At 56.8% G+C, this 13773-nt stretch carries 10 protein-coding genes; 4 read left to right on the forward strand and 6 right to left on the reverse strand.

The window, feature by feature from the left end:
• The first annotated feature begins 367 nt into the window (after window positions 1-367).
• Window positions 368-1309, forward strand: a complete 942-nt coding sequence (mnmL, locus tag FU672_RS11290) for a tRNA modification radical SAM protein MnmL/YtqA (RefSeq protein ID WP_148243315.1) — start codon at window positions 368-370, stop codon at window positions 1307-1309.
• Here mnmL and FU672_RS11295 read toward each other — a convergent pair.
• Window positions 1289-2791, reverse strand: a complete 1503-nt coding sequence (locus tag FU672_RS11295; protein ID WP_148243316.1) for a helicase HerA-like C-terminal domain-containing protein — start codon at window positions 2789-2791, stop codon at window positions 1289-1291. The genes mnmL and FU672_RS11295 overlap by 21 nt on opposite strands.
• Before the next feature lie 137 nt (window positions 2792-2928).
• Here FU672_RS11295 and FU672_RS11300 point away from each other — a divergent pair, with 137 nt between their 5' ends.
• Window positions 2929-4566, forward strand: coding sequence for a dihydroxyacetone kinase subunit DhaK (locus FU672_RS11300; protein WP_148243317.1), 1638 nt, complete (start codon window positions 2929-2931; stop codon window positions 4564-4566).
• Window positions 4567-4612: 46 nt separating this feature from the next.
• On the opposite strand, the gene ahr is transcribed toward FU672_RS11300, so the two are convergent.
• The 5 genes from ahr to pepA all read right to left on the reverse strand — a co-directional run bounded on the left by ahr (window position 4613) and on the right by pepA (window position 11271).
• Window positions 4613-5632: an NADPH-dependent aldehyde reductase Ahr gene (gene ahr / locus FU672_RS11305; RefSeq protein ID WP_148243318.1), complete on the reverse strand. Its 1020-nt coding sequence runs from the start codon at window positions 5630-5632 to the stop codon at window positions 4613-4615.
• Between the two features lie 83 nt (window positions 5633-5715).
• Complete coding sequence (locus tag FU672_RS11310; RefSeq protein WP_148243319.1) at window positions 5716-6219, reverse strand: GNAT family N-acetyltransferase; 504 nt, start codon at window positions 6217-6219, stop codon at window positions 5716-5718.
• Window positions 6220-6342: 123 nt separating this feature from the next.
• The gene (locus tag FU672_RS11315) at window positions 6343-9198 is read right to left on the reverse strand and encodes a valine--tRNA ligase (RefSeq protein WP_148243320.1); all 2856 of its coding nucleotides are present in this window, start codon (window positions 9196-9198) and stop codon (window positions 6343-6345) included.
• Window positions 9198-9641: a DNA polymerase III subunit chi gene (gene holC, locus FU672_RS11320; protein WP_008502815.1), complete on the reverse strand. Its 444-nt coding sequence runs from the start codon at window positions 9639-9641 to the stop codon at window positions 9198-9200. The genes FU672_RS11315 and holC overlap by 1 nt, the downstream gene beginning before the upstream one ends.
• A 118-nt stretch (window positions 9642-9759) precedes the next feature.
• Window positions 9760-11271, reverse strand: coding sequence for a leucyl aminopeptidase (gene pepA, locus FU672_RS11325; protein WP_148243321.1), 1512 nt, complete (start codon window positions 11269-11271; stop codon window positions 9760-9762).
• Window positions 11272-11537: 266 nt separating this feature from the next.
• On the opposite strand from pepA, the gene lptF reads away from it, so the two are divergent.
• Window positions 11538-12638 (forward strand): LPS export ABC transporter permease LptF, encoded by a 1101-nt coding sequence (gene lptF, locus FU672_RS11330; protein ID WP_148243322.1) that lies wholly within the window; start codon window positions 11538-11540, stop codon window positions 12636-12638.
• Window positions 12638-13720, forward strand: a complete 1083-nt coding sequence (gene lptG, locus FU672_RS11335) for an LPS export ABC transporter permease LptG (protein WP_148243323.1) — start codon at window positions 12638-12640, stop codon at window positions 13718-13720. Before lptF ends, lptG begins: the two co-directional genes overlap by 1 nt.
• Window positions 13721-13773 lie beyond the last annotated feature (53 nt).

Here is a 13773-nt window from a genome sequence, read left to right on the forward strand (position 1 = left end):
AGGGTATTTAACTATTTTTACATTGATTGTATGCCCTGACAGGACGTAGCGGAGTGTGATCTGACTCACTATATGAAAGCGGTATTATCAATGTAGCGTGCTGAATAGCAGTTTTATAGCAGAATAATAATCTGGCATTGACTTCAAACCCGCATAAACCCACTGTTTTTAAGTGGCGACGCTATAAATGAAAAAAACAATCAGAACATAAGGAAAAGTAATCACGCGTGGCGTGAATGAAATTGCAGTAATCCTGAGTATTTATTCATATGGATAAAGGCCGTCCAGGGCGATTGATCCAGGTCATCGCCGACAGAGGCTAAAAGTGGCAGGCTTGTCCCCTTTCTCCGGGACGGTCTATCAGATTATGCAGTTACAGAAATTAGTCAATATGTTTGGTGGGGATCTTTTGCAGCGGTACGGGCAAAAGGTTCATAAGCTGACGCTGCACGGCGGATTTAGCTGCCCGAATCGCGATGGTACCATCGGGCGTGGCGGCTGCACCTTTTGTAACGTTGCGTCCTTTGCTGACGAAGCCCAGCAGCATAAATCTATCGCTGAACAGCTTGCCCATCAGGCCAGCCTGGTGAACCGCGCGAAGCAATATCTGGCCTATTTTCAGGCCTACACCAGCACGTGGGCGGAGGTGCAGGTGCTGCGCGCTATGTATCAGCAGGCCGTCAGTCAGGCTAACATCGTTGGGCTGTGCGTGGGGACGCGCCCGGACTGCGTACCGGACGCGGTGCTGGACCTGCTCAGCGAGTACAAAGAACAAGGCTACGAGATCTGGCTGGAGCTGGGCTTGCAGACCGCACATGACAAAACGCTGCACCGTATTAACCGTGGCCATGATTTCGCCTGCTACCAACGCACCACGCGCCTCGCCCGTGAGCGCGGGCTGAAGGTCTGCTCGCATCTGATTGTTGGGCTGCCGGGAGAAGGGCAGCAGCACGGGCTGGAGACGCTGGAAAGGGTAGTGGAAACCGGCGTGGACGGCATCAAGCTGCATCCGCTACACATCGTGAAGGGCAGCATTATGGCGAAAGCGTGGGAAGCGGGGCGGTTAAGCGGTATTGAGCTTGAGGACTATACGGTGACGGCGGGGGAGATGATTCGCCATACGCCGCCGGAAATTGTCTACCACCGCATCTCCGCCAGCGCCCGCCGTCCAACGCTTCTGGCACCGCTATGGTGTGAGAACCGCTGGACGGGGATGGTGGAGATCGACCGCTATCTCCAGGAGAACGGTGTGCAGGGGTCGGCGCTTGGCCGACCGTGGGTTCCCCGTCTACCGGCGACGGCCGCCTAATAAACTTCCCAGCATGCCGCGCACTATCTGATTGGTTACCTGCCGTGCAGCGCTTTTCGCCATGGTCTGTACCACGCCGTCGCGCTTGCCGCCGCGCGGCCCGGTGCTGCCGAACAGGATGTCTTTGAGCCCCCCGAGAATACCGTCATCCACGGCGACAGACTGCCCTTTAGCGGCAGGCGCATCCTGCGATTCCGTTGTTGCCTGCACCCCTTTTTGCAGCATCTCGAACGCGGACTCGCGATCCACCTCGTCTTCGTACTTCCCGTAGACCGGAGAGTGGTTAATCAGGCCGTTGCGTTCATCGTCGGTAACCGGCCCCATTCGCGAGCACGGCGCAATCACCATGGCACGCTCCACAATAGATGGACTGCCCTTGGCATCAAGGAACGAGATCAGTGCTTCACCGGTGCCTAACGCCTGAATCGCCGCTTCGGTGTCAAAGGCAGGATTGGCGCGCATGGTTTGCGCGGCGGCTTTCACCGCTTTCTGATCCTTCGGCGTAAAGGCGCGCAGGGCGTGCTGCACGCGGTTACCGAGCTGACCGAGCACGTTATCCGGGATATCCGACGGGTTTTGCGAGACAAACCAGACGCCAACGCCTTTGGAGCGGATCAGTCGAATGACCTGTTCAATCTTATCCAGCAGTACCTGCGGCGCGTCGTTAAACAGCAGGTGCGCTTCGTCAAAGAAGAACACCAGCTTCGGTTTTTCCAGATCGCCCGCTTCCGGTAGCTGCTCGTACAGTTCGGAGAGCATCCACAGCAGGCTGGCAGCGTAGAGCTTTGGCATCTGGTAGAGCTTTTCTGAACTCAGAATGTTGATGATGCCTTTGCCGCTGCTGTCGGTGCGCATCCAGTCTTTGATATCCAGCATCGGCTCACCGAAGAAGTGCTCGGCGCCCTGTTGCTCCAGGGTCAGCAACCCACGCTGAATGGCGCCCACCGAGGCGCTGCTGATGTTGCCGTACTGATTCTGGAAGGATTTAGCGTTATCGCCGATGTACTGCGTAATGGCGCGCAGATCTTTGAAATCGAGCAGCAGCAGCCCCTGGTCGTCGGCAATACGGAAGATGATATTCAGCACGCCAGACTGTACGTCATTGAGGTTAAGGAGCCTGGCGAGGAGCAGAGGACCCAGATCGGATACGGTCGCGCGCACCGGGTGGCCTTTTTCACCGAAGATGTCCCACACGACCACCGGGTTGCTGTGCGGCGTCCAGTCCGTGATGCCAATATTCTTCAGCCGTTCGAGCAGTTTTTCAGAAGCGGTACCCTCCTGAGCCACACCGGTTAAATCGCCTTTCACGTCAGCCATAAAGACCGGTACGCCAATCTCCGAAAGTGACTCCGCCAGCTTTTGCAGGGTGACAGTTTTCCCCGTCCCGGTGGCACCTGTGATCAGGCCGTGGCGGTTCGCCATCTCGGGCAGTAAATGCAGCTCTTTTTCCAGCGTCCGGGCAATTAACAATGGTGTACTCATGATGCGCTTCCTCTCTTAGTCCTGGGTGGAGTATAGGCAACCTGGTTGCAATTTGGTTGAGTAAATTCCTGACTTTGCGGCGCATTATCCAGCGCGGACTATGCTTTTGCATACGGTTCACAAAATAGTGGGAAACTATGTCCAGATTCTTCTTTAACGATCGCAAACAGCTGGTCAACGACGCCATTGAAGGCATACTGCTTTCTGCGCCACATGCAAATCTCGTCAAGCTTGATATCGATCCGGCCATCAGGATCGTCGCACGCGGCGACTGGGATAAAAGCCGCGTGGCGGTGATCTCCGGCGGCGGCTCAGGCCACGAACCGGCGCACGCCGGGTTTGTCGGCAAAGGGATGCTCACGGCGGCAGTGTGTGGCGACCTGTTTGCCTCGCCAAGCGTCGATGCGGTGCTGAATGCCATTGTGGCGGTCACGGGCGATCGTGGCTGCCTGCTGATTGTCAAAAACTACACCGGTGACCGCCTGAACTTTGGTCTGGCGGCAGAAAAGGCCAAACGCTACGGTCTTAAGGTGGAGATGGTGATCGTGGCGGACGATATCGCGCTACCGGATAACAAACAGCCGCGCGGTATTGCCGGTACGGCACTGGTGCATAAGATTGCGGGCTATGCGGCGGAGCACGGGAAATCGTTGAGTGAGGTGCGGGATATTGCGCAACAGGCCTGCGACAACCTCTGGAGCCTGGGTGTTGCGATGCAAACGTGCAACCTGCCAGGTAGCGACGAGGAAGAGGGGCGCATTAAGCAAGGCCATGTTGAGCTGGGTCTGGGCATTCACGGCGAGCCCGGGGCTTCCGTCGTGGATACGCAAAACAGCAAAGCGATTATCGACACGCTGGTGACGCCGCTACGCGCGCAGGCGGGAGAGGGGCGCTTTGCGGTATTGATTAATAATCTTGGCGGCGTATCGGCGCTGGAGATGGCGCTGCTGACCAAAGAGCTGGCGCATTCGGCGCTGAAAGAGGAGATCGCATACCTGATAGGCCCCGCGCCGCTGGTGAGCGCGCTGGACATGAAGGGCTTTTCGCTCACGCTGCTGAAGCTTAACGATTTCTTCGAAAAAGCGATTCACGCGGAGGTCGAAACGCTGGGCTGGCAGAAGCCCGTGGCGTTTGCGCCACTGCGCACCGTGGCGCTGAGCGCCATTCAGGATCGCGTGGAATACACCCCGTCGGCCAATCCGCAGGTGAGCGAACTCGTCTCCTCGGTGACGAATACATTGATCCAGCTGGAAAACCGGCTTAACGCGCTGGATGCGAAAGTGGGCGATGGTGATACCGGCTCCACCTTTGCGCAAGGGGTGCGGGACATTGCGCAGCGTCTGGAGGAGAACAACCTGCCCCTTAACGACGTGCCGACATTACTTCTGCTGGTGGGCGAGCGACTGGCAACCGTGATGGGCGGATCGAGCGGCGTATTAATGTCGATCTTCTTCACGGCGGCCGGGCAAAAGTTGCATGACGGACAATCGCTTCCGGATGCGCTGCTGAGCGGGCTGGCGCAGATGAAGCAGTACGGTGGGGCAGATCTCGGCGATCGCACGCTGATCGATGCTCTCCAGCCGGCGCTGGAGGCGTTACAGAAAGGCAATATTCAGGCGGCAGCGCAGGCCGCGCAGCAGGGCGCCGAAGCAACGGCGAAGATGATGAAAGCCGGCGCGGGACGCTCGTCGTATGTCAACAAAGAGAACCTGGATGGCGTGATGGATCCGGGAGCGGTTGCGGTGGCGGAAGTGTTTAATATTTTGGCGCGGTAGCAAAAGTAGGCCGGGTAAGGCGAAGCCGCCACCCGGCAAACTCACATCAGAAATCCGCTTTCAACACCACGCGGTAGCGGGCTTTGCCGTCACGCACGTGCTGGATCGCTTCGTTGATTTTCGACATCGGATACAGCTCGGTGGTTGGGGCCACTTTGGTGCGTCCGGCAAACTTCATCAGCTTGCGCAGTTCGTATGGCGTACCGGTCGCGGAACCGGATACGCTGCGATCCCCGCCGATCAGGGTAAACGCCGGAACCGGCAGCGGCTTCATCACGGCACCTACGGTGTGGAAGTTACCGCCGTAGGCCAGCGCTTCAAAGTACGGCTGCCAGTCGAGATCCACGTTAACGGTGTTGATGATCAGGTCAAACTGCCCTGCCAGCGCGTTCAGCGCGTTCGGATCGCGGCTGTTCACGACTTTATCTGCACCCATCGCCAGCACTTCTTTCTCTTTCGCCGGGTTCGAGCTGAACGCCGTGACTTCACAGCCCATCGCGTGCAGCAGCTTGATGGCGATATGCCCAAGGCCGCCAATACCAATGACGCCCACGCGGCTGGTGGCGGTGATATGGTGCATCAGCAGGGGTTTGAAGACGGTGATACCGCCGCACAGCAGCGGGCCTGCAGACTCAATATCAATGCTCTCTGGAAGTGGAATGACCCATTGCCAGTCGGCGCGCAGTTTGTCGGCAAAACCGCCTTTGTTCAGAATGGTGGGAACGGCGCCTTCGAGGCAGTTGATCTGGTTGCCGCTGATACAGGCGTCGCAGTGACCACAGCTGCGTGCCGTCCAGCCAATGCCCACGCGCTGGCCCACTTTCAGGCCTTTGTCCTGCGCAGCGCTACCGAGCGCCACAACGCGGCCAATGACTTCGTGTCCGGCCACCAGCGGATAGCTCGAGAAGCCCCATTCGTTGTCGATCATCGAGAGATCCGAGTGGCAGATCCCGCAGTAATCAACCTGTACTTCGACGTCTTCTGCTTTTAGTTCGCCCGCATCGTACTCGTACAGTTCAAGTTCTGCACCCGCCTGCGGTGCGGCGTAGCTTTTTATCTTCGACATCGTGTTTCCCCCGTTATGGTGTGAACTGAGAGTGTAGAGCATTCAGTTTACAGCCGCTTAACAGAAGAGGGCAGGAACGAAAGTTACAGACTTTTCAGCATTCGGACTTCGCAATCAACGTGGCCGGTACAGCCCAGCGGTGCATCAATATGCTCAAAGCCCAGATGTTCATACAGGCCGATGGCCTCTTCGAGGAAAGCGGTCGTTTCAAGGTAGCAGCGAGTAAAACCCTGCTTGCGCGCGTGGTCCAGAGCCATCAGCGCCAGCTTTTTCGCCAGTCCTTGCCCGCGCGCCGTTGGCAGGAAATACATTTTCTGTAGTTCGCAGATATCCGGCTCGCTGCAGCTGAGGGGCGCCACGCCGCCACCGCCCACAACCTGGCCGTTCTGCTCGATTACCCAGTAGGCATGCCCTGGCTGGCTGTAGAGCTGGAAAAGCTCGTCCAGGTTCGGGTCAGCAACCGTGTAGCCTTTGTCAGCCGTCAGGCCATATTCGGCAGAAACGGTGCGGATAACGGCAGCGATAGCCGGGTTATCCTGCTCAGTGATCCGACGCATCGTTGTCGCGACGGGGGTAATCACGCTCATAGCATTACTCATTACAAAAATTGACACGTAACTGCTGTTAATAGCACCGCAGAAAGGTGAGTGCAAGCGAGGAGTTTTCAGGAAGGTTACCCCTTACGCCCTGAAGCGTAAGGGGTAAAAGCATTACAGGGCGGCAATAACCGCCTGCTGCTCAATCAGCTTGGTCTTCGCATCGGCGAAGGCAACCAGACGCTCACGCTCTTTCGCGATGACCGCTTCCGGCGCGCGGGCAACAAAGCCTTCGTTCGCCAGCTTGCTTTCGATTTTGCCAATTTCCACGTCGACTTTCGCCACTTCTTTCGCCAGACGAGCCAGCTCAGCGTCTTTGTCGATCAGGCCCGCCATCGGGATCAGCAGCTCAGCGCCATCGATGATTTTGGTCACGGAAACCGGACCTTTGTCATCCGCAGGCAGCACGGTGATGCTTTCCAGACGCGCCATAGTCTTGAGGAAGGTGTTGTTCTCGGTGACACGACGAACAGCCGCTTCGCTGCAACCGCGCAGCAGCAGCTCCAGCGGTTTGCCAGGGGCGATGTTCATTTCAGCACGGATGTTACGTACCGCAACGATCGCCTGTTTCAGCCACTCGGTATCCGCGGACGCCGCTTCATCCACTTTCGCCGCATCGAATTCCGGGAACGGCTGCAGCATGATGGTATCTGCGTTGATGCCTGCAATCACCTTCACGCGCTGCCAGATGGTTTCGGTGATGAATGGAATGACCGGATGCGCCAGGCGCAGCAGACCTTCCAGAACGGTAATCAGCGTGTTGCGCGTACCGCGCAGTTCCGCTTCAGAGCCGCCGTTCATCACCGGCTTCGCCAGCTCCAGGTACCAGTCGCAGAACTGGTTCCAGGTGAATTCATACAGGATGCCTGCTGCGATGTCGAAGCGGTAGCTGTCCAGCGCGTCGCGGAAGGCTTTCACCGTCTGGTTGAATTCCGCCAGGATCCAGCGGTCTGCCAGAGACAGGGTCATCTCGCCGCCGTTGAAGCCGCAATCCTGATCTTCGGTGTTCATCAGCACAAAGCGACTGGCGTTCCACAGCTTGTTACAGAAGTTACGGTAACCTTCCAGACGCTTCATGTCCCAGTTGATGTCACGGCCGGTAGAGGCCAGCGCCGCCAGGGTGAAGCGCAGGGCGTCGGTACCGTGAGACTCGATCCCGTTCGGGAACTGCTTCTCGGTACGCTTGCGGATTTTCTCAGCCAGCTGCGGCTGCATCATGTTGCCGGTACGTTTTTCCAGCAGGTCTTCCAGAGAGATACCGTCAACCATGTCCAGCGGGTCGATCACGTTGCCCTTGGACTTGGACATCTTCTGGCCTTCGTCGTCACGGATAAGCCCCGTCATGTAGACGGTATGGAACGGAACCTGCGGTTTGCCGTCTTCGTCTTTGATGAAGTGCATGGTCATCATGATCATGCGGGCAATCCAGAAGAAGATAATGTCGAAACCGGACACCATCACGCTGGTTGGGTGGAACTGACGCAGCGCGTCGGTGTTTTCTGGCCAGCCGAGGGTGGAGAAGGTCCACAGCGCGGAGGAGAACCAGGTGTCCAGCACGTCTTCGTCCTGACGCAGGGCGACGTCAGCACTCAGGTTGTTTTCCTGACGGACTTCGTCTTCTGTACGGCCAACGTAGACGTTGCCTTCGTTGTCGTACCACGCCGGGATACGGTGACCCCACCACAGCTGACGGGAGATACACCAGTCCTGAATATCGCGCATCCAGGAGAAGTACATGTTTTCGTACTGTTTTGGCACGAACTGGATACTGCCGTTCTCAACCGCTTCAACAGCTGGTTTCGCCAGCACGTCGGCACGAACGTACCACTGGTCGGTCAGCATGGGTTCGATAACCACGCCACCACGGTCGCCGTACGGCACGGTCAGATCGTGAGGTTTGATCTCTTCCAGCAGGCCGAGTGCGTCGACGGCAGCCACGATGGCTTTACGCGCGGCAAAGCGTTCCAGCTTCTGGAACTCAGCCGGGATGTCGCTGGAGTAAACGTCAGACTCTTCGCCTTTGGTGTCATACACTTCTGCACTTTCGCGGATATCGCCGTCGAAGGTCAGGATGTTGATCATTGGCAGGGCGTGACGACGACCGACTTCATAGTCGTTGAAGTCATGCGCCGGGGTGATTTTCACGCAGCCGGTGCCTTTTTCCATGTCGGCGTGTTCGTCGCCCACAATCGGAATACGGCGGTTAACCAGCGGCAGCACCACGAATTTGCCAATCAGATCTTTATAACGTGGATCTTCCGGGTTAACGGCCACGCCGGTATCGCCCAGCAGGGTTTCCGGACGGGTGGTTGCGACCACCAGGTAATCTTTACCGTCGGCGGTTTTGGCGCCGTCGGCCAGCGGATAGCGGATGTGCCACATGGAGCCTTTCGACTCGCGGTTTTCCACTTCCAGGTCAGAGATGGCGGTGCGCAGTTTCGGATCCCAGTTTACCAGGCGCTTGCCACGGTAAATCAGGTCTTCTTTGTACAGGCGGACGAAGACTTCTTTAACGGCGTTGGACAGGCCTTCATCCATGGTGAAGCGCTCGCGCTCCCAGTCCACGGAGTTGCCGAGACGGCGCATCTGACGGGTAATGGTGCCGCCGGATTCCGCTTTCCACTGCCAGATTTTGTCGATGAACGCGTCGCGACCGTAGTCGTGGCGGGTTTTTCCTTCTTCTGCGGCAATTTTACGCTCAACCACCATCTGGGTCGCGATACCCGCGTGGTCAGTCCCCGCCTGCCACAGGGTGTTTTTACCCTGCATGCGCTGGTAGCGGATCATGGTGTCCATGATGGTCTGCTGGAAAGCATGCCCCATATGCAAACTGCCGGTGACGTTCGGCGGCGGGATCATGATGCAGAAGGACTCTTTGCTTTCGTCGCCGTTAGGCTTGAAATAGCCCTGCTGTTCCCAGTGCTCGTAAAGCGGCTGTTCGATATCGCGTGGGTTATATGTCTTTTCCATTATTTCCAGGTTGCCGTATTCAGGTTAAAACCAGCCAGGCGGTACGCTTTATAGCGTTCGCGCGCCAGTTGTTTCAAAGATTCTTCGTAAGGGACAAAGTCTACCACTTCTGTGAAAGCGGTGGCAAAATCTGCAAAATCTATCCGCAGGCTAATCAGAATATCGCGCGCGCTGCTGTTGCGCTTTTGCGGCCAGGCAATTTCGACCGGCGCCCCGCCGCGCGGACCTTCGCCCGAGAGGTTATGCGGCACGAAACTCTCCGGCGGGCGGGCCCACAACGCTTCATCAAGGCGAATCGCCTGCTGTTCATCTTCACAGGCAATCAGAACGCGTTTACCTGCGCGCCAACGTTCTGCGGCAATTTCACACACCAGTTGTTCTACGGCGCTGAGTCCGTCCTGATGGGTGTCGTTGTCCAGAAGGTAGAACGTTGCATTCTTCATATATGGGGCTTCTTGTCGTGGATTTAAATGCAAAGCCGGGTGGCGCTACGCTTACCCGGCCTACGGTTGAGTGACGTTGTAGGCCGGGTAAGGCGAAGCCGCCGCCCGGCGTTTTACATCACTCGTCGCCGTTAAAACCCGCACGATTGAGCAGGAACTGCGACAGCAGCGCCACCGGACGACCGGTTGCGCCTTTGGCTTTACCGGAGCGCCATGCGGTGCCCGCGATATCCAGGTGCGCCCAGTTGTACTTGCGGGTGAAGCGTGCCAGGAAGCAGCCCGCGGTGATCGCACCACCAGGACGTCCGCCAATGTTCGCCATATCCGCAAAGTTAGACTCCAGCTGTTCCTGATACTCGTCACCTAACGGCAGACGCCATGCGCGGTCCCCGGCCTGCTCTGAGGCACCAATAAGCTCGTGCGCCAGCGGATTGTGGTTCGACATCAGGCCGGTGATGTGGTGGCCCAGCGCAATCACACAGGCACCGGTGAGGGTGGCAACGTCAATCACCGCTTCAGGATCGAAGCGCTCAACGTAGGTCAGCACGTCACACAGTACCAGACGGCCTTCGGCGTCGGTGTTCAGTACTTCAACGGTCTGGCCGGACATGGTGGTCAGGACGTCACCCGGACGATAAGCGCGACCACCTGGCATGTTTTCGCAGCCCGCCAGAACGCCGATCACGTTGATGGGCAACTGAAGTTCCGCGACCATGCGCATCACGCCGTAAACCGCCGCCGCGCCGCACATGTCGTATTTCATCTCATCCATACCTTCAGCAGGCTTGATGGAGATACCGCCGGAATCGAAGGTCAGGCCTTTACCGACGAGCACGACAGGACGCGCGTCTTCAGACGGGTTGCCTTTGTACTCGATGACGGACATCAGGGATTCATTCTGCGAGCCGTTACCGACCGCAAGGTAAGAGTGCATCCCCAGCTCTTTCATCTGCTGTTCGCCGATGACGCGGGTAATGACGTTTTTGCTGTAGGCGTCGGCCAACTGACGCGCCTGAGAGGCCAGGTACGCCGCATTACAGATGTTAGGCGGCATGTTGCCGAGATCTTTGGCCGCTTTAATGCCGGCTGCGATCGCCAGACCGTGCTGGATCGCGCGTTCGCCGCTGGTCAGTTCGCGACGGGTTGGCACGTTAAAGACCATTTTACGCAGCGGACGACGCGGCTCGCTTTTATTGGTCTTCAGTTGATCGAAGCTGTACAGGCTCTCTTTTGCTGTTTCAACCGCCTGACGTACTTTCCAGTAGGTGTTACGCCCTTTGACGTGCAGCTCAGTCAGGAAGCAGACGGCTTCCATTGAGCCGGTATCATTCAGCGTATTGATTGTTTTCTGAATCACCTGCTTATACTGACGTTCATCCAGCTCGCGTTCTTTGCCGCAGCCAATCAGCAGAATACGCTCTGACAGTACGTTCGGAACATGGTGCAGTAACAGCGTCTGCCCAGGTTTGCCTTCCAGTTCGCCACGGCGCAGCAGGGCGCTAATATAGCCGTCACTGATTTTATCGAGTTGCTCGGCGATCGGGGAGAGTCGGCGTGGTTCAAAGACGCCCACAACGATGCAGGCACTCCGCTGTTTCTCCGGGCTACCGCTTTTTACACTGAACTCCATGCACTACGCTCCTGAATCTTAAAGACAACGGCGGCAGCTACGGATAGAATTGAAACCTTTCGTAACTCATGTCCGCTGTTGTGGTGACTTCGTGTTAATCTTACGTTACTACGGTTTCGACACGTCAGAAAAAGTCCTGAAGCGTGAATCCGCCGGATGTTTTAATCTTAGCGATGATTTCGACGACTCAAGAGAATAAATGACGTTTAAGCCATGAAACAAGCGAAATTCCTGCAAAGAGACGGGTTTTTACGGGCGTATTTAAAGTGATAATCATAAGATATCTGGTGCGGGAGACGCTCAAAAGCCAACTGGCGATCCTCTTCATCCTGCTGCTGATTTTTTTCTGTCAGAAGCTGGTTAAGATCCTCGGTGCGGCCGTTGACGGCGAAATTCCAACAAATCTGGTGCTTTCCCTGCTTGGTTTAGGGATCCCGGAAATGGCGCAGCTCATCCTGCCGCTAAGTCTTTTCCTTGGCCTGCTCATGACGCTTGGGAAACTCTACACCGAGAGTGAAATCACGGTGATGCACGCTTGCGGCCTGAGCAAAGCGGTACTGGTGAAAGCCGCCATGATACTGGCGCTGTTCACGGGTATTGTTGCTGCGGTGAATGTGATGTGGGCGGGCCCTATGTCTTCCCGTCATCAGGACGAAGTGCTGGCCGAAGCGAAAGCAAACCCCGGCATGGCGGCGTTAGCCCAGGGGCAGTTCCAGCAGGCGACCGACGGAAACTCCGTGCTGTTTATTGAGAGCGTTGACGGCAGTAAATTCAACGACGTATTCCTGGCGCAGCTGCGTCCCAAAGGTAATGCGCGTCCGTCAGTGGTGGTTGCAGACTCCGGTCAGCTTGCTCAGCGCAAAGATGGTTCTCAGATCGTGACGCTGAACAAAGGCACCCGTTTCGAAGGCACCGCAATGCTGCGCGACTTCCGTATTACGGATTTCCAGAACTATCAGGCCATTATCGGCCATCAGGCGGTGGCGCTCGATCCAACGGATACCGAGCAAATGGACATGCGTACCCTGTGGAATACCGATACCGACAGAGCGCGTGCTGAGTTCCACTGGCGTATTACGCTCGTCTTCACCGTGTTTATGATGGCGATGATTGTCGTTCCGCTGAGCGTGGTGAACCCGCGTCAGGGACGCGTACTCTCTATGCTGCCGGCGATGCTGCTTTACCTAATCTATTTCCTGCTGCAAACCTCGATTCGTTCTAACGGCGCGAAGGGTAAGCTGGACCCTATGGTCTGGACATGGTTCGTCAACAGCCTGTACATCTTACTGGCGCTGGGATTAAACCTGTGGGATACGGTGCCTGTGCGCCGCATACGTGCCCGATTCTCGCGTAAAGGAGCCATCTAATGCAGGCGTTTGGCGTTCTTGATCGCTATATCGGTAAAACCATTTTTACCACCATCATGATGACGTTGTTCATGCTGGTGTCGCTCTCCGGCATTATCAAATTTGTCGATCAGCTGAAAAAAGCCGGGCAGGGTAGCTATGACGCGCTGGGGGCGGGGATGTATACCCTGCTCAGCGTGCCGAAAGATGTGCAGATCTTCTTCCCGATGGCGGCCCTGCTGGGTGCGCTGCTGGGGCTGGGAATGCTGGCGCAGCGCAGTGAGCTGGTCGTTATGCAGGCCTCGGGTTTTACCCGCATGCAGGTTGCGCTGTCGGTAATGAAAACCGCGATCCCTCTGGTACTGTTGACCATGGCGATTGGCGAGTGGGTCGCGCCGCAGGGCGAACAGATGGCGCGTAACTACCGTGCTCAGGCAATGTACGGCGGCTCACTGCTTTCGACTCAACAAGGTTTATGGGCCAAAGATGGTAAAAACTTCGTCTACATCGAACGGGTAAAGGGGAATGATGAACTGGGTGGGGTGAGCATCTACGCTTTCGATGACCAGCGCCGCCTGGAGTCAGTCCGCCACGCCTCTTCGGCGAAATTTGACGCCGAACATAAACAGTGGCGTTTGTCCCAGGTAGATGAGTCTGACCTGACCGATCCGAAACAGATCGCCGGTTCTCAGACGGTAACCAGTACGTGGAAGACCAACCTGACGCCCGATAAGCTCGGAGTCGTGGCGCTGGATCCTGACGCGCTCTCCATCAGCGGTTTACACAACTATGTGAAATACCTGAAGTCTAGCGGGCAGGATGCAGGACGTTATCAGCTCAACATGTGGAGCAAAATCTTCCAGCCGATGTCCGTGGCGGTGATGATGCTGATGGCGCTGTCGTTTATCTTCGGCCCGTTGCGCAGCGTGCCGATGGGCATACGCGTCGTGACCGGTATCAGCTTCGGCTTTGTGTTCTACGTGCTCGACCAGATCTTCGGTCCGTTGACGCTGGTTTATGGCATTCCGCCGATAATTGGCGCGCTGCTGCCAAGCGCCAGTTTCCTCCTGATCAGCCTCTGGCTGTTGTTGAAACGCTCCTGAGTAACCTCTCCTCGCTTCCGGTTAACCGGGAGCGAGGCTAATCTCCTGTTTCA

It is taken from the genome of Enterobacter asburiae (assembly GCF_008080435.1).
GTDB lineage: Bacteria > Pseudomonadota > Gammaproteobacteria > Enterobacterales > Enterobacteriaceae > Enterobacter > Enterobacter asburiae_C.